A 25,868-nucleotide genomic window follows, 5' to 3' on the forward strand; every position below is an offset into this window, starting at 1 on the left:
TGAGTCAAAAGTGGCGAATGCTCTATGTAACTTTTAATTTGAATCAATTGATAAAAACAAAATGTTAATATCAATACAATAATATATAAAAACTGCTTCGTCAATAGGGTGTATAGACCTATTTTTAATCGTTTGATAGTACTATTAGACTGTTTACTGAATTTTACTTGTTGCTTATTGTCATATCATGTATGATGTTTTGGTCAATATAGGAAACACAACATACTAATCACGTAGGGAGAAGATCCAATTGTCTAACCAGTTTAATCCGCAAAACAATCAACAAGGAGCACCATCCAGACCAGCCCCTGTGTACCCGCCTCCAGTCTCATTCAAGGAATGGATGATCAGTTTACTTCTGATGGCTATACCGGTAGTTGGACTTATTATGCTGTTTGTGTGGGCATTTAGCGGCTCGACTAATCCGAGCAAAGCTAATTACGCTAAAGCAGGCCTTCTTTGGGCCGCTATTGTAATCGTGATCTATATCATTATGGCTGTTGCTCTGTTGCCTGCACTCATAAGTTCATTGAATTCAAGCAGCTACTATTGATTCCAAGTACATAGCAAAACAACCTTCCGATAAATCAATCTGATACATCAGAAGGTCTTTAAACTAAACTGCCGACCCCGTCGGCAGTTTTTATTTGATCTCTTTTTACTTTACTCCTTTATTCTCACAGCATAACGATTTATCATTCCCGGCATCCCCTGAAAATCAAGTTTGCCCTGAGCAATCAAATATTGAATCCGGTATTCCCAAAAAGTATCGCTTCTTGGCTGCGACCACTGTGTCAAAGCTTGACCTATTATTTTTCCGGTGTTCACAAATTCCAGATTATCCGCTAACTGTATCCTGCTAATCATATCCAGCAAGGCTTGGTCCAAATAATCCTCCGGCACATGAACAATACGGTCATTGTCCCATAATCTCAGGACACTATCTTGCTCGCTAAGCTCCAACCACTCCCGTTCATATCGACGTCGGTCTTCCATACACACCTCATAAAGTTCATGTTCACTTCGCTTAATAAAGCGTTCGATTTCTTTCGAATGCACCACGCTCATGGATAAAGGGAATGGACTCTCAGTATATAAACGATCATCTGGCTCCCGCTCCAAGGTATCCGTGACATTAATGACCCGAATAGGTGTAGCTCTTTTGCGCAAAAGATATAATACAAAGCGTAATCCAACCTGCTCGTCAGCATTAGAGCCACACCAGATCGTGATCGACTTATCATCCGGAATTTCACTAAGGGTAACCATCATCTGTTCAATACGCTGCTCCCAATTGGCGTAATGGAAAAACTCATAATGCATCATCCGTTCAGCCAACCAGCTGTGACGGTTTTCTTGTCCTTCTGATGTTTCCAGCCTCCACAATGGTCCTATAGAAAACTGATCATTAAAAGACAGCACGATACTCTCAAGCCGCAATCCTGCACCCGAAATTCCTACCTTCATCGAGCCTGCGGCAGACTGAGAGAACAATAGATGCACATGCCTCTCCCGGGTGCGCTCATGCTCCAGACGCTCATTTCGGCTCGTTTCCACATCATTTGCCCACTGCTCCAATATAGGAATAGCCCATTCAGGATTTTTGTCTGATAAGGCTACAGCCTGCTCCAATACACTACATACAAAACCTCTAAGTCTTCGACCCTTAAAAATCTCATCATAGTCTTCATCAAAATTCGGTTGATTGTGAGATGACAACAAGTCACTACCTCCTCGTATCTAATCCAATTCAAACTTGTCTTTCGACCAGAAATATCTTTAGAATAGGCGTATAGCTATCACTTCTTACTCTACAATAAAATACCACAGATTGGTTACTCGACTGGAGGAAAAGAAATGACATCGGAGTGGCAGAGATTACAGACCAAACTGCCGGAATGGGTAGAACAAAGCCGTCATGAGTATATTCATGGCAAGGTAGCAGCATATATTCCCGAACTGTCCAAAGCCCCGGCCAACGCGCTTGGTGTTGTTGTAATGAACGGTGCGGGTGAAACCGTGGTAGCCGGGGACACGGAAATCCAATTTACGATGCAAAGTATTTCAAAGGTATTTACGCTCATTCTGGCCTTGATGGATAATGGAGAGGACGTTGTCTTCTCTAAGGTGGGGATGGAGCCTACCGGAGACCGTTTTAATTCCATGCTAAAATTAGAACTGGTTGAGCCGGGGATTCCGTTTAACCCACTGATTAACGCGGGGGCAATCGCGATCTCCTCTCTGATTCGCGGGAACAGTCCAGAAGAGAAATTTGCCCGTGTTCTCCAATTTTTCCGCCTCCTCACCCACAATGACACATTGGAATATGATCAGGATGTCTACGATTCAGAATCAGCTACAGGCCATTTAAACCGTTCCCTTGCTTATTTTCTAATGGAAAAAGGTATTTTAAGAGGTCATGTGGAGGATGTGCTTGAAGTTTATTTTAGACATTGTGCTGTCAAATTGAACTGTACAGATTTAGCACGTATGGGACTTGTACTAGCCTACAACGGCCGTGATCCGGTGACAGGTATACCGCTGATTCCCCGCCGCTATGTGCAGATCGCCAAAACATTTATGACGACATGCGGCATGTATGACGCTTCAGGGGAATTCGCCATTCAAGTCGGACTACCTGCCAAAAGCGGCGTATCAGGCAGTATTATGACGATGGTACCTGGACGCTATGGCATTGGACTGGTTGGACCTTCTCTGAACCGTATGGGAAACAGTACAGCCGGTGTACACTTGCTGGAGACGATGTCTCGGGATTTGGATTGGAGCTTGTTCTAGGTATACGAAAAAAGGGTATTCCCAGCCTTTACGGCTTATAGGAATACCCTTTTCTGTTTCTGTTGAGTTCCTTCTATGTTACGAGATTTGACCGTTAACCAGTTTAATTTGAATGCGGAACGGATCAGCTACATACTTGGCGCCATCGCGTTCTTGCACTCCATAGCCTGCTGCCTCTAAACGAGCTACAATGGCATTCAATTCATTCTGATCTGGTACGATCAATTCAAAATAATCCAGTCCGGCAGCGTGCTCAGGAGCTGGTGGGGCTCCTTCACCTGCCCATATATTCAAGCCCATATGGTGGTGGTAACCACCTGCGGAAACGAACAAGGCTGAAGAGCCATACCGGCACGTAATGTCAAAGCCAAGCACATCGCAATAAAATTGCTGTGCTTTGAGCAAATTAGACACATGGAAGTGGACGTGCCCGATTACCGTTCCCTGAGGTAGTCCCTGCCAAGGTAAATTCTCGGAAATCGCAACCAAGTCTTCTGCATCCACGGGATCTGTTCCCATCATGTAAAATCCATTTGCATCCTTTTTCCACTGATCATGGGGACGATCTGCATAGATTTCAATTCCGTTATTATCGGGGTCATGGATATATAGGGCTTCACTTACATCATGGTCTCCCTGTCCGATTTCAATCTCATGAGCCAGCAGATTACGTAAAGACAGGCCCAGAGCTACACGGTTCGGTAGAAGAATAGCAAAGTGGTATAATCCGGCTGCGGACTGGCGCGGCAGAATAACTGCATTTTCAATATAGTTAAGGATCAGTAACGCATGCTTCCCATCGACAGTCAATTCAGCGGTATCCGCCGTTTGACACAGCAGCTGAAAACCAACGACCTCTGTATAAAATTGAATAGAACGTTCCAAGTTGCTTACTTTTAATGAAACCTGCCCGATTTTGGTGTTGTCATGAATATGTGCTGTCATGAGATTTCCCTCTTTCTACATGGATTGGAGGACTAAAGCTATTCAAAAATTATTGTTCGGTTGACTCACGACGGCCGATCAACGAATCCAGAGACAAGCGAGTCGTTGGTGCAAATACCAGATGAAGTGCTACAAGAATAAAAGCAATATCCAGCTCATAGCCAGCTCCTTGACCATTCCCCATCAACCCGCCGGACAATTTTGCTGTAAAAATAGCGCCGATCAAAACAATCACAAATAGCCCAGATACATAGCGGGTAAGTAATCCAAGAATCAATGCAATTCCGCCGACCAACTCAATCACCGCAACGACATAACCTAAAAATCCTGGAACGCCAATGCTGGAAAACCAGCCTGCTACATTACCCAACCCCATTTGGAATTTAGCAATTCCGTGTGCCAAAAACAAAATTCCCAGCGCCACCCGCATAATTGTAGAAATGTTTCTGCTTGCTGAACTCATATTTATCTCTCCATTCTGTTTGTTTATTACACTCACACAAGTGCATATGAATAATTAATTTATATTACTAATAATTTGGTTAAAAAAATAATACTGTCTGAATCTATGCCGCAACACATGAATGTGAATCAAACTCGAATTATTAGTAATAGAAATAATTATTTTGTAATGTGAATTTATCATAAGAAACAGTGGTCTGTCAACAAAATATTTGGTATGATAAATATTACATTAGTATACATTATATTTCCTTAAAGGAGGAACGTTCTATGAGTATAGGATGCAACATACGCGCTGCTCGTAAACGTAAAAATTTATCCATTCAGCAAATATGCGAACGAACCGGACTATCGCAAGGGTTTATGAGTCAAGTAGAAAATAATAAAACCTCCCCTTCCATCGCTACATTGGACAGCATCGCTAATGCGCTGAACGTACCTCTCGCTTTTCTGCTTCTTAAAGATGAGGAACGGATGCAAGTGATTCGCAAGGACGAGCGCCGTAAAACCTTATATGGTAAAAACAAGCTCCAGGTCGATCATTTGGGGGGGCAGGGTAACGTCAAAATGATGCTCGTTGAAATGCCGCCCGGCTCATCTACAGAAGAAGAGCATGCTCATGCAGGGGATGAGATTCATTTTATCTTGGAGGGCACGGTATACGTGGAGCAAGGCGAGGATACAGCTACCCTGGAAGCAGGAGATTCCTTTAGCTGGAGAGCAGCCATCCCCCACTATGTCAAAAATGTGGGAGAAAACAACGCCCGAATTCTGATCTCCGTGTTTCTCGAAGCAGATAATGATGCTTAATAGATATTTACGCAAGCACGAAGCAACAAAAGTACAAATCCTATCGAAAAAAGCGCGTACCGGAAGTATCTTTACTTCAACGATCCGCGCTTCTTATATTTTCATTTGCTATTGCTGCTTTTAACTTATTCCATCACCTGCTGGGCATCTGTACGCGATTCCCACGGTAGCTTGAAGGTTTTCATACACTGATTTTTGGCTTTATTCTCCAAAAAACGCCCCAGCGGGTCGTATTCCATTGTAAATTCTTTATCAAAGGGAGCTCCCACATACCCTTGATAGGTGACAATCGGAAAACCGTCCTTCACTTCAACCAGACTCAGCACATCCCCGTTCACTGTAAAATACCGTAATGCTTCACCTTGGGGGAACATGTAGACACTGGACAGAAGCTCAGTGTTAGGACGGTGTGCTTCTATATAAGGATGGACAGAACTTCTGTTTATGCGGATTAACGCTTCACGTGCTGCCACGAGATCTCCCTCATATATTTGTTCTTTTAGTTTACCGTGAATCGGCGGCTGAATCTGTGTATTTGTCTTCTCCAACGTATAACCTAAATCAAGCGAAACATCTCTCAGAGGTATATATACTTCTTTACTTACAACTTCAAAGGTAAGTTGCTGCTGGTTCTTACGTGATCGCTCCTTAAGAACCAAGGGTTCTGCCCACTTTGTAGCGTAATCTGCTTCTTTTTGACATCCCAGTGGTAGGTTGCACCTACAGCTTCGGCTAAAGGTTTAAGCGGAACCATGAGCTTTCCATCGATCAATAGAGGTTTAGCCTTGCTGTCTATAGGTTGTCCGTTTATAACAATATCTATGAACTGCGTTGATTGAGACGCTATGGCACCCTGTTTAGTAGCTTCGGCAGCCGCCTGATGCATTGTGGTCAAGAGTAAGGATAGCATTAACAAGGCGACAAACAATCGCTGAAATCCTGCTCGTTTTAGCTTCATCATCAGTCTCCGTTCACTGAATGAACTTGTCCATTCCTGACCTATCTCTTTTTGGCTGCGTCAATGTCTCCAGGATTCAAACCTTCCCATATGTTCGGGATACTAACGGTCTCTGGATGCTCAAATACGAGAAACGCAGTCGGCAAATACCGCTCTCCGTATTCAGAAGAAGGCTTGTTTACAATGGCATTATCCTTGACTAGCACCGTTGAAGAACCTCCATCCAGATTAGCACCGATAACCGCTCCATGTTTAAGCAAAATATTTTGCATATCATACAAGTTGGCACCAATGCTGTACCCAGGCTGACGACCGTCGATGGTCACGAATATAATGGCACCGTCTGCTCTTTGCCCCATTGCGGTACGGGGGGCAATTCCCCACCCCTCGCTTGCATTGCGAATCAGACCTTTCCCATTCACGATTAGGCGTGGTTGAAAAGTAACCGCTTCTTGCACATTCATTTTGGACAACTCGGACAAGGAATAGTGACCGGCTATCATTTTCCCCTGTTTATCAATACCTACGATTTGAACAGAGGCATTTCTACCCATATCATTGTAGTATATCTTACCCTGGGAAATGACAACGCCAATCGGTTTAAAACCATTCCCATTCCAGTTGGGGTCAGCAAAGCCACCGCCATTTACGCCAGCAACAGCCCCCAAACGCTCGACCATGCTAGATACATGTTCTCCCCGGCCGACTTTAGCAGGAATCCCGAGCCTAATTTTAGTGGGGTCATGCACCGTCATAACATAGCCATGATAGTTACGACCCGACACTTCTTCCACTTCAACCAACGGCGTTTGCTGTACTTTGGTAGGTATCAGATCAGGCAAGTTGATTGTATGTCTATCCTTCTCCTCACCCATCTCTTCGAACCGGGCCGAATATTCAGCCACTCGTTTCTTCGCTTCTGCTTCGCCGATAAAATATTTCGCCCAGTGACGATGCTGAGTCGTAATCAGCGTGTCCGCAGCCAAATAGCGCATGTCCTTGCCAGAAGGGGTTAAAAACAACCATGCACCACCTCCAATTCCCGCTAACAGGAATACAATAAAAAGTCGCAGCATAAAGCGACCAAATTTTCCTTTTCGTTTCTTTTTCTTATTTTTCTGCCTGCGAGCTGCTGCACGCTGTGGCAAGACTTCCGGTTTCATTCATCATCTCTCCTGTTTGGTGACTTCTATCGTATTTCATCACTATTGCCCATCAAATGATCCGTAACGATAGGCTGCGACATCTAACGACAATATCATAAACTAATTTTGTAGAATGATAGTGTCAATTTTTTAACAGATTCATCCACTCTGAAAAAAAATGCATTAAAAAGCCCTTCACATAAATGTGAAGGACTGTAAATATAGGGGTGATATCCTATTTACGGAGCAGCCTCCGGTTCGAGCAGCATGAACAGCTCTTTCATCTGCTGTCGCTTGAGTTTGGGACTAAGCACGTACAAAGTATCGCCCGGTTCAATCACCGTCGTGCCTCTCGGGGCAATAATTTGCTCGTTCCGAATGATGGCTGTGAATAAAATATCTTCAGGCAACTGTATATCCTGAATCGCTTTGCCCGCTATCGACATCCCATTTTGTACCTGAATGTGGTTGATTTCCGAAGTAGTTTTTCCCAGTGAAACTAATTCCAGCAGTGATGGAGACGACGTCTCGTTAGGGTCCATCAAGCCAAGCTTCACCGCTAGCCACGAAATAGTGGTACCTTGAATAATCGCAGAAGTGAGCACGACGAAAAATACAACATTAAAAAACAAAGGTCCTACATCCATCTCATCCAGTAAAGGATAGGTTGCGAGTACAATAGGTACCGCCCCACGCAGTCCTGCCCAGGATAACAGTGTTTTCTCGCGCACAGAGTACCTGGAAAAAAGCAAGCTTAGGAACACGCCTATTGGACGAGCCACGAGCATGAGGATGAAGGAGAGCGCCAAGCTTTGCCACGCAATGCCCAGCAATTGATCGGGAAAGACCAATAACCCGAGCAGGACAAACATCATAATCTGCACCATCCAGGCGAAGCCATTGTTAAAATGAATAATAGATCGCTTGTAGGTCAAGTCGGAATTTCCCAATACAATCGCCATGACATACACCGCCAGCAATCCGCTTGCCTCTAGTAACGACGCCGCCGCATACGTCAAGACCGCAAATGCCAATGCCATCACAGGATACAAACCGGATGAATCAAAATTCATTTTATTAATGGCATATACACCTAAGCGTCCGAGTACAAAACCAACGGCTAAACCAAAGCCCATTTCCCATAAAAATAACAAGATATGTATCCAAATGGATTGCTCAGGGTGATGTATCAGCTCAATCAATGTTACTGTGAGAAATACAGCCATCGGGTCATTACTACCGGATTCCGCTTCAAGCGTCGAGGTAATTCGCTTTTTGATGTTTTTACCTCCTAGAACGGAAAACACGGCTGCCGCATCCGTCGAACCAACAATAGCGCCAAACAGCATGGATTCCATCCAGCTTACGCCTAAAATAAACTTGGCGCAGACGCCAATGACTACAGTCGTAATGATGACCCCCAACGTTGATAATGACAACGCAGGTCGAATAACTGGCTTAACATCTGCAAACTTTGTCTGCATCCCGCCTTCAAACAAGATTACAATGAGCGCGAGAATGCCAACTAGTTGTGTGATAAAGGCATTATCAAAATAAATAAACTGACTGAGCACCATGCCTACGGCAATAAACAAAACAAGCGCAGGCATACCGAAACGGCTGGAAAATTTGGTAGTCAGCACACCGACCAGCAGCAAGCCGGACAGCAAAAGCACAATAAAATTAATAACGGTTGTCTGTTCCATACGGCTTCTCCTATCTTGAAAATAGATGTTCAATTTTTCGCCTTTTATCTATATACCCTCAAATCACACAGAATACTAATTCTAAACAAAAAATTATATAATAAAATAAAAAATCCAGCTCATGGTTTGTGCTAAATCGCACTCCATGAGCTGGTTTGTATATTTTTTATAAGGCTTAAGCAGAGACAATCGTCGTGCTTTAGGCTTTAGGATGAATCATATGCGCAGGTACAACATATTGATCGAACTGTTCTTCAGTCAACAGTCCGCTGCGGAGTGCCGCTTCTTTTAGGGACAGCCCTTCTGCATGTGCAAGTTTGGCGATTTTAGCGGCATTTTCATATCCGATATGTGGATTCAATGCCGTCACCAGCATCAGTGAATTATTCAAATTGTGCTCAATCTTCGTGAGATCAGGCTCGATGCCAACGGCACAGTTGTCATTAAAAGCAATGATGGAATCGGCCAGCAGATGAACAGACTGCAAAAAATTGTATATGATTACTGGCTTAAACACGTTCAGTTCAAAATTACCCTGACTTGCTGCAAAGCCGATAGCTGCATCATTACCCATGACTTGCGTAACGACCATCGTCAGTGCTTCACTCTGGGTCGGATTTACCTTGCCGGGCATGATGGAGCTACCTGGCTCGTTAGCAGGAATCGTGATTTCGCCCAAGCCGCTACGCGGACCACTTGCCAGCCAACGAACATCATTGGCGATTTTCATCAAGTCGGCAGCGAGCGCTTTGACTGCTCCATGTACGGCCACCACTTCATCGTGGCTGGTCAGTGCATGAAATTTATTGGGTGCAGAAGTGAACGTTTTGCCAGTGAAACTGGAAATTTCCGCTGAGGTTCGGGAGCCAAACTCTGGATGAGCATTAATTCCTGTCCCCACCGCTGTACCACCAATCGCTAGCTCCTTCATGTATTGCACCGTGTCGATGATCATTCGCTTGCTCTTGTCTAACATTGCATACCAACCACTTATTTCCTGACCCAGCGTAAGCGGTGTCGCATCTTGTAAATGGGTTCGCCCAATTTTTATAATATCCTTGAATTGCTCTGACTTCTGTTGAAAAGTCTCTTTCAGCTTATCGATGGCAGGCAACAAACGATCCTCCACTGCAATGACCCCCGCTACATGAAGCGCCGTGGGAAACGTATCATTCGAGCTTTGCGACATGTTAACATCGTCATTAGGATGCAGCTTCGTATCCTTTCCCTGCTCTTGTAACCATTGGCTCCCCAGATGAGCAATCACTTCATTCACATTCATATTGGACTGCGTTCCGCTCCCTGTCTGCCATACAACCAACGGGAAATGGTCATCAACCCGCCCTGCGAGAATCTCGTCCGCTGCATAAATAATGGCGTCCTGCTTCTCCTGTGATAGCTTACCCAGCTTATAGTTACTGATCGCCGCGCTCTTTTTAAGCACCGCGAACGCCTGTATGACCTCTAATGGCATTTTCTCCGAGCCAATCGGGAAATTTTCCTTGCTGCGCTGTGTTTGCGCTCCCCACAGACGGTCTGCCGGTACTTTGATTTCGCCCAACGTATCCTTTTCAATGCGGTAGTTCAACTCATTTCCTCCTCTTGGCCTATGTAATTCAGACAAAATATGGTGATCTCTCTTGCCTATTATACATTAAATTTCAAATGTTATCATTTATTTTGCAAGCGCTTTTTTACGATGAGGCCAGAGGAGGAAGAAGGAAAATTCGTCTACAAGCCTGACCACTAGGATCAACTAATGGTGATATTGCTTTTGGCATGCACTTCTTTTCTGCCCAGTAGCTTGTTCAGCGCATCGATGTAAGCTTTGGCGCTAGCTTCCAAAATATCAGTACTTGTGCCTCTTCCCAGAGCTGTGTACTCTCCTTGCCTCAAAATGGCGTGCACTTCCCCCAATGCGTCTTTGCCATAAGTTACAGATTGGATCGAATAATCCTCCAACTCCACCTCTTCACCACTGGCCTTGTCTATAGCATGGAAAATCGCATCTACAGAACCGTTACCCATTGCCACTTCATCAATTGCTGTCCCATCTTGTTTACCCAATCGAATGGATGCGACTGGAACCGACTGATTACCATAAGACACCTGAATGGAATCCAGTGTGTACATTTGAGGCGAGGCATTGCGGCTTTCGTCCATCAGGACGAGCAAGTCTTCATCCAACACCTGTTTTTTCTTATCCGTCAATGCTTTGAATTTGCGGAACGTCTCTTGCAGCTGTTCCTCCGTCAAAGCATCAAAGCCCATGTCCGCCAGTTTTTCTTTAAATGCATGTCGACCCGAGTGCTTGCCCAACACAAGTTTACTCGTCTTCAGACCAATACGCTCAGGGGACACGATCTCATATGTTGTACGCTCTTTAAGCATTCCGTCTTGGTGTATACCAGACTCGTGAGCAAACGCATTGGCTCCAACAATGGCCTTGTTTCCCGGCACCGACATCCCCGTTCGTTTGCTCACTAGGCGACTGGTAGCATACAGTTCCTCCAAAACCAGACTCGTTTGTGCACCATAAAGCTCGGTTCTGGTGTCAAGGGCCAGTGCAACTTCTTCGATAGGTGTATTTCCGGCTCGCTCACCGATGCCATTGATGGTACCTTCAAATTGGTCTACACCATTACGGATGGCCGCCAGCGTGTTAGCTGTTGCCATACCAAGATCATCATGACAGTGTGTGCTAAGTTGTATTTTTTCGATACCGGGCACTTGTTGTTTTACAATTCTAAACATTTCACCGAACTGATCCGGGGAGGCATATCCCACCGTATCTGGTAAATTGACGATTATCGCTCCAGCACGAATCGCCATATCTACGACCTCACAAATAAAGTCCAGTTCGGTACGACTGGCGTCCTCTGCTGAAAATTCTACCTTGCTGAAATACTTGCGTCCATAACGAATGGCAGCAGCAGCGGTCTCTAATACTTTCGTTTTATCCATTCGAAGCTTATGGTGGCGGTGAATAGGTGAGGTAGCCAGAAACAAATGAAGACAGGCATCCTCTGCTCCTCGTAGCGCCTCTCTGACCGCATCAATATCCTGTTCTTTCGAGCGCGCAAAACCAACCAGTGTCGCTTGGGTAACCTGTTTGGCAATCTCCTGCATGCTGGTGATCTCACCAGGCGAGGTTGCTGGAAAGCCGGTCTCAATCCGATCTACGCCTAATTTTTGCAGCTGAAGGGCAATTTCCACCTTTTCCGTGCTAGTTAAGCTAACTCCTGGTGATTGTTCTCCATCTCTTAACGTTGTGTCCAACACCCATATTTTGCGCATACAGATACCACCTTTGGTTTGATTTTAGGAGATGCTCGAGCAGAAGGTTTAAAGATTTTATTCATCCGATCATCTGATGTTTAAAGGCAAAAAAATTATGAACTTCCCATATGCTTTTGCAGCTCCAGCTTGGTGCCGTCCAAATGTTGAATACTATACAGCTCGGCAGCCTTGCCATCCTGATCCCGGATTGCTTCATATATTTTTTCATGCTGCACAGTAAAATGATTTTGCATCGCCGGATCGGTAATGAGATTGTTCAACGCCTTGCGAATGGCCTCTACAAAGCTGCCATATACATCTGTAAGCACCTTATTGCGTGTAGCTCCGGCAACAGCCAAGTGAAAAGTGATATCCGCATCCAAATACCCGTTCATATCTCCAGCGGCCAAGGTTGCAGCACGACGATCCAGCGCCTCACGCATCAAGCGTAGATCCTCGTCTTTACGACGTAACGCAGCCAATCTGGCAATCTCTAGTTCCAACACACTCCGCACTTCATAAACCTCAATAATTTCAGCACGGCTTAGACGGTAATCCAATGGCTCTTGAGAGGTTGTCGGTTGGCAAACAAAAGTTCCGTGTCCTTGCTTTTTCTCTAATAGACCGGTATGCACCAGAACGCTAACCGCTTCACGTACTGTAGATCGCCCGACTCCGAATAGCTTCATGAGTTCAGGCTCCGTTGGAATCTTTGTGCCCACACTCCATTCATCAGCAGCAATTTTTCGTTGTAGCTGTTCAGCTACTTCATCGGCGATTTGCTTGCGTTTGACGGCTTGAAAAGGAACATTCATCTGATCATCTCCTGTTTCGTATCATACTATGACTGCTTGGCATTCTGCAACCTTTTTCGCCCTCCTTCCCCATTGACCCTTGCCTCTGCTTTACAACCCCAAATAAAGCCTGCACCGTTGGACACGATACAGGCTTATTTGGACACGATACAGGCTTATAAGGATAAATTAGATGCTAGGATTTCGATTTATTAGGTGTAATACAATACAAACGGCTAGTTGCTTCAAAAATATGGCCTGGAGCCAGTGCAATCAATCCGATCTCCTCCGCAGGCAAGTCCGGACGATTCGGTGCATTGATCATGTTCATTTGCGGCTCAGGACAGACGAATTCCTTGTTCGCTTTGTTATTCCAGATCATCCAATGCTTATAAGCTGTACCTACATCGTATACGAGGGTAGCACCTGTCTTACTGTGTGTCAGTTCCATGTAGTTGCGTCCATTTTGCGGAGCTGCCGTGTAATGATTATCCATAGAGGCAAAATAAGGACTAACTCCCGTCGTCTTCAGCAGTTCCTCTTCCGGAGATAAAGGCTGGAACTGACCTGTGGCCAACAACCGTTCCGTCAGCTCACGACGCTCACCGATTGTGACCTTAATCTTGTAGTCCTCAGGCGAGCTATCGGGTACGAACGGAACGCGAATCGCTGTGTGAAAGGCAAATAAATTGGGGATCGGTTGATCGCCCTCGTTATGGATCACATAACGCTGATGCAGGCCAAATTCGTCCAGGCTGTACGTTAATTTCATGGTAAAGGTGAAGGGTAAATAGCGGAACATGGGATGTCCTTCCCTTACATGCTGATTCATTACCACATAGCTGCCCTGCTCCCCGGAACCGTAGTCCTCGACCTCCCACCGAACAGTGTGTAAAAAGCCGTGCAGATGGTTGTGGGTCGCCTCTTCATTTATCGGCAGCTCATATGTAACACCATTCCACAGGAATTTTCCATCCTCATACCGATTCGGAGGGAACAGGAAAGGAATTCCGTAAACGGACGGGCTTTGCTTAAAAGCCTCTATGCTCTCAGCATCTGGCTCACGCAGAAAAGAATATCCCGTTTCATTGTCACGAAAAGAAATCAGATTTGCGCCGTTTCCCGGCAGGGCAACCGCTTCATATCGTCCAAATTTAAGACGAATCGCCGGTATTCCATAATAAAGATCACCAATTGCAGCATGTTGTTGTGTCATCAAAAAATCCTCCTTGATGAAATGACGATGTTTAATGAAAGCGTTTAGCTTTTGGCTTGACTATACCATGCTGAGCAAAAAAATTCCACGTCCACAAAAAAAACGATGCCCCGCAAGGCATCGTCCTTCACACATGACTACACATAACGCCCTTGTTTGGGTACAGCCATGTGCTCAAAATCTCCTGCCAGTCGCTCTAGCTGATCTGTCAGCTCAGCACCATGCATGTAATGACCATGTCCTGTAACTGCAATCTCAGGCTTTAACTTGGCCAGCATTTCCACCGAGCGCTGCGCAGCTTGCCAATCTGTTGTAAAATACGCAGGAGGCCCGTGTATTTCTTTTTCCTGTAAAATAACGGCCAGTGCCGATTCCTGTTTCACCGTAATAAAAGCGTCACCGGCCACCATTAACCTTCTTCGCTCATGAAAAAGCGATACATGACCAGGCGTATGTCCTGGCGTATGCAGCCACTTCCAACCAGGGGCACCAGGGACACTGCCATCTTGGGGCAGGGAGGTGATGCGATCATCGAGATCTATAGCATCACTGGGGTATAAGAAGGAAATGCCCGACATTAAACCTCCCCCTACACTAGGGTCAGGTTTTTGATAATCCTTCATTCCCGTTAAATAAGGTAATTCCAAAGGATGTGCATAAACAGGTGTACCCCAATGCTGTACCAACTCAATAACCGAACCTACATGATCAAAATGACCATGTGTAAGCACAATAGCGATCGGAGGGCCAGTGAACCGTTCCTCTGCCAGGCGTATAATCGAGTCCGTAAATCCTGTCATCCCCGTATCCACCAGCACCCAGGAACGGCTTCCTGGCTCCCCAATAAAACACATATTTACAAATAGCGTCCGTAAGCTCAGGAGATCGGGAGCAGCCTCTTCATTTGCCGTCATTCCTTCGGTGAACAGATGATTTGCCAAAGCTTCACCCTCCTATTCACATGGAATTTACTGTTAATATCGACCTTTAGGCTTCCCCCATGTCAGCAGATTATGCGGACACTGCTAAATATAATCCGCTTGTCACGAAAATAGACCATGTTTACATTACTCGGGTAATTTGCTCCATGCCGTATCTAGCAAATAGTCGAATAAATCATCGTTCTCTTCAATCCAGCTATCCATTTGCAGCATCTCTTCCTCCACCCGTGGCTCTCCCGCAAAATGGAGACTGTAATCCCATTCCTTTCCCCTTTTACTGTGGAATGTGATTTCATATACAGAACTCTGCCCGTCTACTCCAAATACCACTTGGCCCAAATAAGCACCATTCTCATCTCTTGTCATTTGTGCCTGTTGAATATGTACTTCTTTCACTTCCTGAGGTGAATTTTGCTCTGTCATTCATCTATCCGCCCTTTCATTTTCACTAAATAGTACCAAAACTAATTTGTGAACCTTTTCGTTACATTGTACAATATATAAGCTATGTGTGGAATTTGCAAAAAAACTGTGCAAGTTACCCAAGCCTTATTTAAGGCTTTTCGTGAAATGGAGGAAAGTTACATGTCAGATTTTCAACAAAAATTGCAAAAATATGCCGAGTTAGCCGTTCGGGTCGGCGCCAATGTCCATCCTGGACAGACACTCATCGTTCATGCACCAATTTTGTCCGCCGAACTCGTGAGACTTATCGTCAAATCAGCGTATACTGCCGGAGCCAAGCTGGTTACAGTAAAATGGAGTGATGAGACCATTACTCGATTACAGTATGAACTAGCTCCTGATGAAACTTTTAATATTGCTCCCAAATGGTACGCAGCCGAAATGACTGAAGAGGTCGAAAATGGCGCAGCTGTACTGCATGTCATTGCAGAAAATCCGGATTTGCTTCAGGGGATTCCGTCCAGCCGAATTACTGCTGCTCAGCGCGTGCGGTCACATGAATTACGTCAATACCGCGAATATCAAATGGCCGACAAATTCAGTTGGTCTCTGATTGCTTATCCTTCTGCAGAATGGGCTGCAAAAGTATTCCCTGATCTGCCAGCTTCCGAGCAAATGGATAAACTGTGGGATGCCATTTTCAGCACCGTGCGTGTGGATCTGGATAACCCCGTGGAGGCATGGAAAGAGCATTTGAAAACCCTTTCCAGTAAATCTGATATTTTAAATGCCAAACGCTATAAAAAGCTGCATTATCTGGCTCCAGGCACAGATCTCACCATCGAATTGGCAAAAGATCATCTGTGGGTAGCGGCTGAAAGCGTCAACCAACAGGGACATACTTTTGTAGCCAATATGCCTACTGAGGAAGTGTTTACAGCTCCGCTTAAAACGGGAGTGAACGGTAAGGTCAGCAGCACCAAGCCACTTAGCTACAGCGGAAATATCATCGACAACTTTTCACTGACTTTTGAAAATGGACGTATTGTCGATGTACAGGCAGAAACCGGTTTGGAAACTCTTCAGCATCTCGTAGAAATGGATGAAGGTTCACACTACCTGGGTGAGGTTGCTCTTGTACCTCACAAGTCACCTATCTCTGATAAAAATATTTTATTCTATAATACGTTGTTTGATGAAAATGCCTCTAACCACTTGGCCATCGGTAATGCTTATGCATTTAACCTTAAAGGCGGCAAGGATATGACTCAAGAGCAGTTGGCTGCCAACGGCCTGAATTCCAGTCTGACTCACGTCGACTTTATGATCGGTTCAGGTGAAATGGACATCAACGGCGTTACTGAGGACGGTACTGAGGAACCTATCTTCCGTAAAGGAAATTGGGCGATCTAACACGGCAAAAAGGCTCTCACCGCTTCATGCGTGAGAGCCTTCTTGCTTCGTCCTTTAGGATATGTTACCTATATTCACAGTGTATTAATCCAATAGTTCGCTGCAAGTCCAAAAACGATTTGTACTATGCTGATGATGAAAAAGACAATAAAGCAGCTTACGACTCTTCGATTAATGGTTTGATGTAAGGATAAAGATGATTTCACATAGAACATACTACCTAATATCCCTAAACACAGACCAAAGACGCCTGCAAATAACCACCCTATAACCAAGCTGACCACGACAAAAGCCCAACTCCAGCCCGGAACTTTACTCACAGGAACATAAGGTTGATTGGACCCAAGATATATACCGTCCACAGCTAAATCTGCTTTGTTGCCAATGACTACAACATTCAGAGCTTTCTCCTTTAATTTTATTGGAAAATCAATCAAGTTTAAAAATGCGTTCTGGCTTTTCACCTTCTGCTTGCTACCATTCACAATGACCTTTCCACCGTTAAAGCCACGCTTATACTCAATAGTATATTGAGTACCTTGATCTTCTACATTCCATTTTGCCATCGCTAAACTCCTCTCAAATTTTAGGGGAGCCATAAATATACTCCCGGCATTTCCTGATTATGTACCATAAAAATCATAACATAAGTTGCAAGTTAAATAATGGAAAAAAGGCCGCTGATCAGCGGCCTTTGAATCTACTTTATTTCGTATGGAGTTAGTTTCTATGTCCAATTTTGGCCTTATAGGCAAGTGAATACTGGTCAGCCGCTAAAATTGCATCAAGCACATCATCCGCTGTGACAGCAAATGGTAGATTGTGAGCTGTTTCGCCTTCTTTGGTAGCAGCCTGAGCTACCCGGTACAAATCCTCTCGGGAAGCTTCCTGTAACTTAATGTCTTCCAGTGTGACAGGCAGATCGAGTTTTAGATAAAAGTCAATATACCGCTCCACCTCGGACAAAAGTCTTTTTTCCAAGGCAAGCTGGACTAAGGTGCCAAAAGCTACCTTCTGACCATGTGTCAGGTGATGAATATCTCCTTCCAGAACGGTAAAACCATTGTGAATCGCATGTGCGCCTGCCAAACCGCCGCTTTCAAAGCCCAAACCGCTTAGCAACGTATTCGCCTCCACTACCGCTTCAAGCGCAGGTGTGACGACTTTGCGTTTCACGGATTCGTAAGCCTGCAGTCCGTAATCGAAAAGAACTTCCTCACACTTGGACGCAATGGCTTCTGCCGCCAAGGTTGGCAAACCACCAGCCATTGTCGTTGAGCGAGCTTCAATGACCGCACGGGCTTCAATCCACGTCGCCATGGCATCTGCAATACCTGAGGAGAGGAATAGGGGCGGTGCTTGAGATATGACTTTTGTGTCCACCAGGATCAGGCTCGGATTTTTACTGAAAAAGGAATACGTATCAAATGCACCTTCGTCGGTGTACAAAACGGATAGTGCACTAGTAGGAGCATCTGTAGAAGCAGTCGTTGGAATAATCACAACTGAGGAACCGAGAAGTTCATTTACAGCTTTAGCGGTATCCAGCGTTTTACCGCCACCTACACCAATGACAATGTCGACCTGGGCGCTTCGTCCCTGATCCACAATACGGTTGACTTCATTTTTGGAGGCTTCCCCTTGAAATTCAATTTTAACTGCTGTAATATCAGCCAGTTCCAGACTTTTTACCACGCGGTCGGCTGCAATCTCCCAAACCAGCTTGTCCGCAATAACCAAGGCAGTATGGCCTAATGGCTTAACATACTCACCTGTTTTATCAATCACATTTTTCCCTTGTACATATTTACCTGGACTAATAAATACTTTTTCGCTCATTGTTTAACTCTCCCTTCCAAGTTTGTACAATTTCTATTATACGGCTGAAAAGGCACACATCTCAATTTCAAAACCAAGATCTTCAATCATTTGATGATCAAATGTGACCTCTTGGCCTTCTGTCGTTAAATAATCTCCAACAAAAATTGAATTCGCTGCATACAGGCATAACGGTTGTAATGAGCGTAAATTCAACTCTCGTCCACCTGCAACGCGTATTTCTTTGGATGGACAGATGAATCGGAACAGTGCCAGCACTTTCAAAGCTTGGATAGGTGATATTCGCTTTGCTCCCTCCAATGGGGTTCCGGGGACTGGATTCAAGAAGTTAACCGGAATAGAGTCAGCATCCAACTCCCGTAAGGCATAAGCCATTTGAACGATTTCCTCATTCGTTTCCCCCATCCCGATAATAACGCCAGAGCATGGAGACATTCCGTGAGATTGTGCCATTTTCACAGTTTCGACGCGTTGATCGTATGTATGTGTGGTTGTAATCGAGGGATAGTTGGCCTTACTTGTATTTAAATTATGATTGTATCGATGTACCCCAGCCTCTGCCAACCGCCGTGCCTGATCTCCCTTGAGAATCCCTAAGCAAGCGCAAATTTTGAGTGGCATTGTGTGATTAATTTCTTGTACAGCCTCAATCACCTGATCCAGCTCCCGATCTGTTGGGCCCTTGCCCGAAGCTACGATACAATACGTCCCTGCTCTCCGTGCTACTGCTTCCCTAGCTCCAGCCAACAGTGATTCCTTGTCCAACATACTGTACTTGTTCACAGGCGCCGTGGATACGATAGATTGTGAGCAATAACCGCAATCCTCTGGGCACAGGCCACTTTTGGCGTTCATGATCATGTTGAGCTTTACTTTTTTTTCGTAAAAATGGTGTCGTACTCGAAATGCAGCTTGCATAATCGGTAATAACTCCTCATCGTCAGCTTCCAGTACCGCTATACCTTCTTCCAGCGTAACATGGCTACCATGTATCGCTTTTTCAGCCAACGAGCCCCATTCTATAACCTTGTTTTGTAAATTCATACTTCTTGCCTCCCAAAATTTAATGATCATGTAAATGGATAAGATTTTCAGCGTAGAGGAAATTCCTCATTGTCAACCGAAAAGAGTATAATTAGGTTGACAATAACACGAACATCATATCAATTCATGTCCTTTCTGTAAAGAAGACAAATTAAAAAGCGACCCCACATCGTTCAAGGTCGCTTCCAAATTTATTCCGTTATGAGACTCCTGCTTCTTCCACGACGAAAGGCTGTTTTATCAGCCTAATACGTGAAATCCGCTTGTTTTCAACCTCTTCTACCGTGAACATACATCCCTCAAACACTACAGACTGGCCAGGCTGTGGGGGAATAACCTCGACATGTGAGTATAGCCAACCCCCTACCGTATCATAATCCTCATGATCAAGATCCAGTCCAAAGCGGTCGTTCACTTCATCAATTAATAACATGCCGTCAATGGAAAATTCCTCGTCATTAATCTGCTCACAACTCGGACGTTCCTGATCGAACTCATCCTGAATTTCACCAACGATTTCTTCCATAATATCTTCCAGTGTCACCATACCCGATGTACCGCCATATTCATCGATCAAAATTGCGATTTGCGTCTTGCTGCGCTGCATGCGTTTGAGCAGATCACTAATTTGCGTAGATTCCGGGACAGCAAGAATCGGTCGAATCATCGTACGGGTATCCAGTGTGTTCGCCCGTAGAAGGTCCTTAATATGGATAAAGCCGATAATATGGTCCTTATCTTCGGCGCAGATTGGATAACGGGTTCTCATGCTTTCCGTCGCAATCGCGAGATTTTCTTCTGTCGACTCATTACTGTATAAGCAGATCATCTCAGTTCGCGGAATCATGATTTCCCTGGCGGTCGTGTCGGTAAAATCAAATATATTATCAACAAGCGCCAATTCCGTATTATCAATTAGTCCGCTCTTATTGCTTTCTTTCATCAGAATGCGTATTTCATCTCCGGTATGCGCGGAATCGTCATTCTCGGATACCGGCTCCAGACGGAATAAACGCAGCAGGCTGTTCGCCATTCCATTTAACGCCCATATGAATGGATACATCAACTTGTAAAACCAAGTCATCAGCATGGCTGAATACAGCGTAATGGTCTCAGATTTACGAATAGCTATCGTTTTGGGCGCCAATTCACCCAACACAATATGCAGAATCGTAATAACAATAAATGCAATAACCACGGCAGTACCGTGCACATATACCGCTCCTAATCCAGCGGCTGTAAATACAGGTTCGATCAAATGTGCGATGGCCGGCTCTCCGATCCATCCTAGTCCCAACGATGCTAGTGTAATACCCAACTGGCAGGCAGACAAATAAGCGTCCAAGTTGTGTAACATATTGGCGGCGTATACGGCCTTTTTATTGCCCGCCTCCACCAAAGTCTCAATACGGCTGCCTCTGACCTTCACCATGGCAAATTCCGCAGATACAAAAAAGCCATTCAATAGTACTAATGCAAAAACAATAAATAAGTTAAACATACTCGGTAAAGGGTCACTCAATATGCTCCCCATCAGCCGTCATTACGGCAGACAGGCGCACCTCCTTCGGATAGTTTCATCATAGACAGAACGATAACACATCATAAGCAGCGTCAACTTCCCAACACATTCACTCCTTCCGGCTTCCAAAGCCATATTCCGCATAAATGATTAGATTATTCATCAGCTTATATTTAATTATATAACTATACTCTATACAGTCAAACCACAAGCAATGTCAGAAAAAACAGCTCCACTATCATTTAGGTCGTAAAGCTCTCGTTTTCGCCGCTTACCTCCAAGAAAGCTACTATATTTGAGAAAGATTATAAACAAAATACATCCCCTGCCGTCTGGCAGAGGATGTAGACTCATATATATGAAGGCATCAGCGAACCGGGGATGCACCCGGATTCCCGATGACGCCGGGATATTGGTATAACAATGGCTCATCAAAAGTAGCATAGTCCAGGTTCACCATCAGCAAAATCGTCCGCTTGCCCGTAGCCGGATCACTGATAATAATGTGGTCACGACCCGCTGCTTCCAGAATACCTTTGAATATTTTCGCATTCCATTCCCGGTTATTTTCATACGTCATATAAAAGGTACCTGTTTTGCCCAAGTTCAAGCGCAAAATGTTTTCAATATATGATTGCTCAAATTGTGGAGTCTGGCTCTGTACCACCATACCAGTCGGTGTCATCGCACTACCGCTATTAACCTGAGGGGGGAAGGTGCTGATGGGTTGCATAGTTCCGACCGGATTCATCCCTCTGGGCCATTCGGGATACCCGCCACCAGCAGGATAAGAAACAGGACGATAAGCTTGCTGTGAAATCATGTAAATTCCTCCTAAAATGGTTTTAAATTATTCAAACTCATGTTGAAGCGTTCTAATAGACGGCAGGGCAATCCTGTACAGTCGGGCTAAAAAAGCAATGGGCTTTAAAACGTCCGGTATTAGTCTGGTTATACCAGGTGCCCGGACAGTTTCCTGCCGGTCTGAAAAACCATAATGCATTGGACGCCGGGCGTATTTTTTCCCCATTAATGACACGCCGGGCAAGACGAATGTCACGGTCACGGGCTCTTTGATAAAAGTACCCCTTTTGGGTAGCTTCAAACCCGCCCGGACTCTGAAACACCATATCGTTCATAAGACGAATCCCCCGAAAATCCAGACAATTGCCCAAAATCCTATTTACTCCGACATTGCCAACCATGAGCATCCCCTGCTCTCCTTCTCCTTCGGCCTCTGCCCGCATCAATCGGGCGAGTGTCCTTACATCCTCTGAGTTGGTCTTGATTACAGCCAACGCGTCCCCTCCTCGCTTCTCCATCACATACCCTATCATATGGTACAAATGCCCAATGGGTGACAGTCCAGAAAAACAAAAAAAATAGCCCCAAGTTTGGGACTACTCATTTAGGCTTTTACTACGGCTCGTAAATCATTTTACGCGTCATGCCACCATCTATTACCAGATTCGTACCAGTTACAAAATCATTGCCGGGTTGTGTCAAATACAGACAGGCCCGTGCGATGTCCTTAGGGATTCCTACTCGCCCAGACGGATGCTGTTGATGGTCTTCTGTACGCAATTGCTCATAATCCCCGGTTTCAATCCACCCTGGACTGATGCAATTGACCTGAATCCCGTCCTTTCCTAGCGATATAGCCATCGCGTGTGTAAGGGCCGAAATGGCTCCTTTGGATGCCGCGTAGGCTTCTGTATCCGGCTCTGACATGAAAGCTCGTGTAGAGGTCATATTGACCACAGAGCCACCTTCTGCGTTTCGTTTCATCACCTTAGCTGCTTCCCTAGTGGCAATAAAACAGCTGCGTACGTTAGTATTCAAAATGTCATCCCATTCTGCTAGCGTTAACTCATATGGAGATTTCCATTTGGATACGCCTGCGTTGTTAATTAGCGTATGAATCGTGCCGTATTCTTCTACCGTGGCACGGATTAGCGCCACAATATCTTCTTCCTTCCGTACATCGCAAGGAATAAAAATGGCCTGATAGCCCTCGTTCCGGGCTGCTGCAGCGGCTGCGGCACCCTCTTCCTCATTGTAGTCCGCAAATACAACATGGGCACCCTGAGCAGCGTAGGCAAAAGCGACCTCTTTCCCGATGCCATGCGCCGCTCCTGTTACAATAACAACTTGTCCCTCAAATGACACGAATCATTCCCCCTCTGAATTACTCTGTTCTAGTATATATGTACCAAAATGTGCAGAACAAGAAACATCTACAGCCCCCTACCCTGGTTTCTTACAGAAGGCTGTAAATGAATCCAAATATAATTAGACTGAATTCTACATTTTAACCTGTTCCAAGCTATAGCGATTAAGACGCTGAAACCCGATATACCTTGTACCCTGAAAAGTAAGGCGTCCCTCATCCCCTTCAGCGCATTGACCATATTCTTCCCCAGATACCTTAAACTCCATCCGGTCGCCACTTTCCACTTCGAAGGTTACGTAATAGAAAGTATAGGTGCGAGTCCCTTGTTCCTCCTGCCGCCTCTGTTGGAGATGTGTCCTTCTGGCCGTAATTCGGGAACCGACCGTCAGTACAGGCTGCCTTTTATTCCGACTCCATTCCATGACTTCCCTGCCTGCAGACAACACGACAATACCCAACACGACAACGAAAAATACGGGCAGTACCGTGCCCAGCCAATCGAACATCCATAATGATTCAAAACCCATGCACCGCACTCCTCTCCGCCAGGCATTCCACAGGGAAACGACCGGGCATCCTGACCTGACCTAAGCTTTCCATAACAGTATATGTATGTTCCTGCCCAAATTTGATAGCAACCCTCAAGAACGCCAAGAGCCCCCACGGAATAATCCGGGAGGCTCAAGATATGGCGATATCAGAATGATTCATTGATTTACACATGTACAAGCTGGAGATAACGTTGTGTTTCATCCAGAGCTTCATGATCTTCGTCTTCAGCGTAACGCTCTGCACACTGCTTGCAGTCCTCTTCAGTCGTGCAACCATAGGCATCCTGGCAAGTATAACAAAATTGTAGGTAGTATTGGGTTAACATATGATCCTGATTCGCTCTCATGATTATCACTCCTATCGTTGTTTACAGGTTTAGTATAACAGCGGCTTATTCGTTAGTTTGTGATTTTTTTCACATATAGTCGTATAAAATTTAAATTTTTTAAAAATAAAACGCCCTGAGAAAAATACCCCAGGGCAATCACCATTATAGCGATTATAAAATTCTCCAGTTCGCACCGCCGTCCGTCGTTTTCAGCAGCAGTGACTTCTTGTCATCAAGGCGTTCCAGAAGCAGCCAACCCACCGAAGAAGAGGCGAAACGGAGCTTGACCGATCGTGGGTAGTCTTTTAGCTTCGAAGGTAGCACTTTGTTGCCTGTGAGACTTGTCCACGTCTTCCCCCCATCCAATGTACGGCTCAATCCGGTTTCGGTAATGATCCACCCTTCCTTTTCGTTTAGAAACGTACGGCCAGGGATAATAGAATTAATGTTGCTACTCAGACCCAAAGACACATCGCTCCATTGGGCCCCTGTATCATTTGTAAACAGTCCATTATATTTTGTGCCGTTAACCCCAGAGCAAAGAACCGGAATCCAATACGAGGAACTGCTCCCTTTCAGAGACTGCTGAGCTTCTGCTTTGGCCTGAGGGCAGCCCTGCATTCTGTTAGCTACCGGAGTCCAGGTTTTCCCTTGGTTCGAAGTCTTGTATAACTTAACACTACTATCCAGATTAATCGCTACAAAACCCTGATTGTTGGAAGAAAAGCTCATCCCGGCCAGACTGCCCCGATCGGGTAAACCAGAGCCTGATTTGTTGGATGTCATACCAGAACTTTGCGCAACTTTATTCCACGTGGCTCCCCCATCAGTGGTGTGATACAACAGTTTTTGTTGATCCTGCTCATTCAGTTTTACATATGCCATGATCCAGCCTGTAGTTGGATTTACATATTGGATCGAGCTCACATGATCCCCGCTTGGAAGTGCTGAAACATCCCAGCTCTGTCCTCCATCTGCTGTTCTCAGAATGACGGTTGCTGTTTTGTCCAAATTTTGGCGGACAACCCAACCGTGACGCGAATCAGTGAAACTGATGTCCTTTCCATATTCAAGTTTGTCTTGAAATTGGACGTTTTCGGAGGGAGAAATATTATTCCATGTCGTTCCGCCATCATGAGTATCATAAAGTCGGAGCTCATTATGGGTAACTCCCCAAACTAACCCTTTATTATTATCAATCAAATGAAAATCCGCTATTCGCGTCTGAACTACATATTTGGCGTTGGGATCGCCCATCTTTGGAGTCACTGGTGGATTAATAGTAATCGTCTGACCCTGATCATCAGGTTCCTCAATCGGAGGCTTTGTTAACGTTTCTGGGGCTTCAGCAGAACAGGCAGTCAGCAGAATACCTATCAGCAGTAGTACTCCCCCCAAGAGCGCACGCCAGCGCAGTTTCATATAAAAATCCTCCCTCGATGGCATGCTGTAATCACGTGCCAAAAGCTTATCTGAAACAGAATTATACCATAAACGCCTCTATGTGACACATTTCGCGTAATGACAAAAAAAACCGGCC

At 45.1% G+C, this 25,868-nt stretch carries 27 protein-coding genes; 4 read left to right on the forward strand and 23 right to left on the reverse strand.

All coding sequences use genetic code 11. The features are described from left to right. Positions 1–250 precede the first annotated feature (250 nt). Positions 251–553 carry a hypothetical protein gene (locus MKY35_RS13170; protein ID WP_069011801.1) on the forward strand — a complete coding sequence of 101 codons (303 nt, stop codon included), beginning with the start codon at positions 251–253 and terminating at the stop codon, positions 551–553. 110 nt (positions 554–663) lie between these two features. On the opposite strand, the gene MKY35_RS13175 is transcribed toward MKY35_RS13170, so the two are convergent. Next, a complete protein-coding gene (locus MKY35_RS13175) occupies positions 664–1,722 on the reverse strand; it encodes a DUF1835 domain-containing protein (protein ID WP_342443949.1) in 1,059 nt (352 codons plus the stop codon). A 135-nt stretch (positions 1,723–1,857) separates the two neighbouring features. Between MKY35_RS13175 and glsA the strand changes: the two genes are divergently transcribed. Next, positions 1,858–2,796, forward strand: a complete 939-nt coding sequence (glsA, locus tag MKY35_RS13180; RefSeq protein ID WP_029517518.1) for a glutaminase A — start codon at positions 1,858–1,860, stop codon at positions 2,794–2,796. A 78-nt stretch (positions 2,797–2,874) separates the two neighbouring features. Here glsA and MKY35_RS13185 read toward each other — a convergent pair whose 3' ends face one another. Together MKY35_RS13185 and MKY35_RS13190 are read right to left on the reverse strand one after the other, a co-directional pair. Then, on the reverse strand, positions 2,875–3,741 hold the full coding sequence (locus MKY35_RS13185; RefSeq protein WP_342443950.1) for a VOC family protein: 867 nt from the start codon (positions 3,739–3,741) through the stop codon (positions 2,875–2,877). A 49-nt stretch (positions 3,742–3,790) separates the two neighbouring features. Continuing rightward, on the reverse strand, positions 3,791–4,204 hold the full coding sequence (locus tag MKY35_RS13190) for a DoxX family protein (RefSeq protein ID WP_069011792.1): 414 nt from the start codon (positions 4,202–4,204) through the stop codon (positions 3,791–3,793). A 269-nt stretch (positions 4,205–4,473) separates the two neighbouring features. Between MKY35_RS13190 and MKY35_RS13195 the strand changes: the two genes are divergently transcribed. Beyond that, positions 4,474–5,013 carry a cupin domain-containing protein gene (locus tag MKY35_RS13195; RefSeq protein ID WP_029517515.1) on the forward strand — a complete coding sequence of 180 codons (540 nt, stop codon included), beginning with the start codon at positions 4,474–4,476 and terminating at the stop codon, positions 5,011–5,013. A gap of 125 nt (positions 5,014–5,138) precedes the next feature. Here the strand turns inward: MKY35_RS13195 and MKY35_RS13200 are convergent, their stop codons facing one another. The 10 genes from MKY35_RS13200 to MKY35_RS13245 all read right to left on the reverse strand — a co-directional run bounded on the left by MKY35_RS13200 (position 5,139) and on the right by MKY35_RS13245 (position 15,475). Next, positions 5,139–5,672, reverse strand: coding sequence for a hypothetical protein (locus tag MKY35_RS13200; protein ID WP_342443951.1), 534 nt, complete (start codon positions 5,670–5,672; stop codon positions 5,139–5,141). Then, positions 5,615–5,974, reverse strand: coding sequence for a stalk domain-containing protein (locus MKY35_RS13205; RefSeq protein WP_342443952.1), 360 nt, complete (start codon positions 5,972–5,974; stop codon positions 5,615–5,617). The genes MKY35_RS13200 and MKY35_RS13205 overlap by 58 nt, the downstream gene beginning before the upstream one ends. A 38-nt stretch (positions 5,975–6,012) precedes the next feature. After that, positions 6,013–7,134, reverse strand: coding sequence for a phosphodiester glycosidase family protein (locus MKY35_RS13210; RefSeq protein ID WP_029517513.1), 1,122 nt, complete (start codon positions 7,132–7,134; stop codon positions 6,013–6,015). A 221-nt stretch (positions 7,135–7,355) separates the two neighbouring features. Beyond that, the gene (locus MKY35_RS13215; RefSeq protein ID WP_029517512.1) at positions 7,356–8,822 is read right to left on the reverse strand and encodes a potassium/proton antiporter; all 1,467 of its coding nucleotides are present in this window, start codon (positions 8,820–8,822) and stop codon (positions 7,356–7,358) included. Between the two features lie 199 nt (positions 8,823–9,021). Further along, positions 9,022–10,410 (reverse strand): class II fumarate hydratase, encoded by a 1,389-nt coding sequence (gene fumC, locus MKY35_RS13220; protein ID WP_029517511.1) that lies wholly within the window; start codon positions 10,408–10,410, stop codon positions 9,022–9,024. Between the two features lie 164 nt (positions 10,411–10,574). After that, positions 10,575–12,119: a 2-isopropylmalate synthase gene (locus tag MKY35_RS13225; RefSeq protein WP_342443953.1), complete on the reverse strand. Its 1,545-nt coding sequence runs from the start codon at positions 12,117–12,119 to the stop codon at positions 10,575–10,577. Between the two features lie 95 nt (positions 12,120–12,214). After that, positions 12,215–12,916 (reverse strand): FadR/GntR family transcriptional regulator, encoded by a 702-nt coding sequence (locus MKY35_RS13230; protein ID WP_318627323.1) that lies wholly within the window; start codon positions 12,914–12,916, stop codon positions 12,215–12,217. A 175-nt stretch (positions 12,917–13,091) separates the two neighbouring features. Further along, positions 13,092–14,111, reverse strand: coding sequence for an aldose 1-epimerase (locus MKY35_RS13235; protein WP_165146551.1), 1,020 nt, complete (start codon positions 14,109–14,111; stop codon positions 13,092–13,094). Positions 14,112–14,248: 137 nt separating this feature from the next. Next, positions 14,249–15,052 carry an MBL fold metallo-hydrolase gene (locus MKY35_RS13240; protein ID WP_039273163.1) on the reverse strand — a complete coding sequence of 268 codons (804 nt, stop codon included), beginning with the start codon at positions 15,050–15,052 and terminating at the stop codon, positions 14,249–14,251. Positions 15,053–15,178: 126 nt separating this feature from the next. After that, positions 15,179–15,475 (reverse strand): hypothetical protein, encoded by a 297-nt coding sequence (locus tag MKY35_RS13245; RefSeq protein WP_023988878.1) that lies wholly within the window; start codon positions 15,473–15,475, stop codon positions 15,179–15,181. A gap of 162 nt (positions 15,476–15,637) precedes the next feature. Between MKY35_RS13245 and MKY35_RS13250 the strand changes: the two genes are divergently transcribed. Continuing rightward, positions 15,638–16,870 carry an aminopeptidase gene (locus MKY35_RS13250; RefSeq protein WP_039273168.1) on the forward strand — a complete coding sequence of 411 codons (1,233 nt, stop codon included), beginning with the start codon at positions 15,638–15,640 and terminating at the stop codon, positions 16,868–16,870. Between the two features lie 74 nt (positions 16,871–16,944). On the opposite strand, the gene MKY35_RS13255 is transcribed toward MKY35_RS13250, so the two are convergent. From MKY35_RS13255 to MKY35_RS13300, 10 genes are all read right to left on the reverse strand, one after another. Then, positions 16,945–17,436, reverse strand: coding sequence for a hypothetical protein (locus tag MKY35_RS13255; protein ID WP_342443954.1), 492 nt, complete (start codon positions 17,434–17,436; stop codon positions 16,945–16,947). Positions 17,437–17,590: 154 nt separating this feature from the next. Further along, entirely contained in the window at positions 17,591–18,709 is a 1,119-nt protein-coding gene (locus MKY35_RS13260; protein WP_342443955.1) for a glycerol dehydrogenase, read from the reverse strand. 36 nt (positions 18,710–18,745) lie between these two features. After that, positions 18,746–19,753 carry a biotin synthase BioB gene (gene bioB, locus MKY35_RS13265; protein WP_342443956.1) on the reverse strand — a complete coding sequence of 336 codons (1,008 nt, stop codon included), beginning with the start codon at positions 19,751–19,753 and terminating at the stop codon, positions 18,746–18,748. A gap of 199 nt (positions 19,754–19,952) precedes the next feature. Further along, positions 19,953–21,254, reverse strand: a complete 1,302-nt coding sequence (locus tag MKY35_RS13270; protein WP_196245373.1) for a hemolysin family protein — start codon at positions 21,252–21,254, stop codon at positions 19,953–19,955. A gap of 388 nt (positions 21,255–21,642) precedes the next feature. Then, a complete protein-coding gene (gerQ, locus tag MKY35_RS13275) occupies positions 21,643–22,098 on the reverse strand; it encodes a spore coat protein GerQ (RefSeq protein ID WP_039273179.1) in 456 nt (151 codons plus the stop codon). Positions 22,099–22,150: 52 nt separating this feature from the next. Next, positions 22,151–22,573: a cell wall hydrolase gene (locus tag MKY35_RS13280; protein ID WP_342443957.1), complete on the reverse strand. Its 423-nt coding sequence runs from the start codon at positions 22,571–22,573 to the stop codon at positions 22,151–22,153. 121 nt (positions 22,574–22,694) lie between these two features. Continuing rightward, complete coding sequence (locus MKY35_RS13285; protein ID WP_342443958.1) at positions 22,695–23,444, reverse strand: glucose 1-dehydrogenase; 750 nt, start codon at positions 23,442–23,444, stop codon at positions 22,695–22,697. A gap of 135 nt (positions 23,445–23,579) precedes the next feature. Further along, positions 23,580–23,975, reverse strand: a complete 396-nt coding sequence (locus MKY35_RS13290) for a DUF2500 domain-containing protein (protein ID WP_013371386.1) — start codon at positions 23,973–23,975, stop codon at positions 23,580–23,582. Between the two features lie 188 nt (positions 23,976–24,163). Next, positions 24,164–24,346: a hypothetical protein gene (locus MKY35_RS13295; RefSeq protein ID WP_029517499.1), complete on the reverse strand. Its 183-nt coding sequence runs from the start codon at positions 24,344–24,346 to the stop codon at positions 24,164–24,166. Positions 24,347–24,499: 153 nt separating this feature from the next. Continuing rightward, positions 24,500–25,750, reverse strand: coding sequence for a YCF48-related protein (locus MKY35_RS13300; RefSeq protein WP_342443959.1), 1,251 nt, complete (start codon positions 25,748–25,750; stop codon positions 24,500–24,502). Positions 25,751–25,868: the final 118 nt, after the last annotated feature.

Source organism: Paenibacillus sp. FSL L8-0638, assembly GCF_038593075.1.
GTDB lineage: Bacteria > Bacillota > Bacilli > Paenibacillales > Paenibacillaceae > Paenibacillus > Paenibacillus polymyxa_D.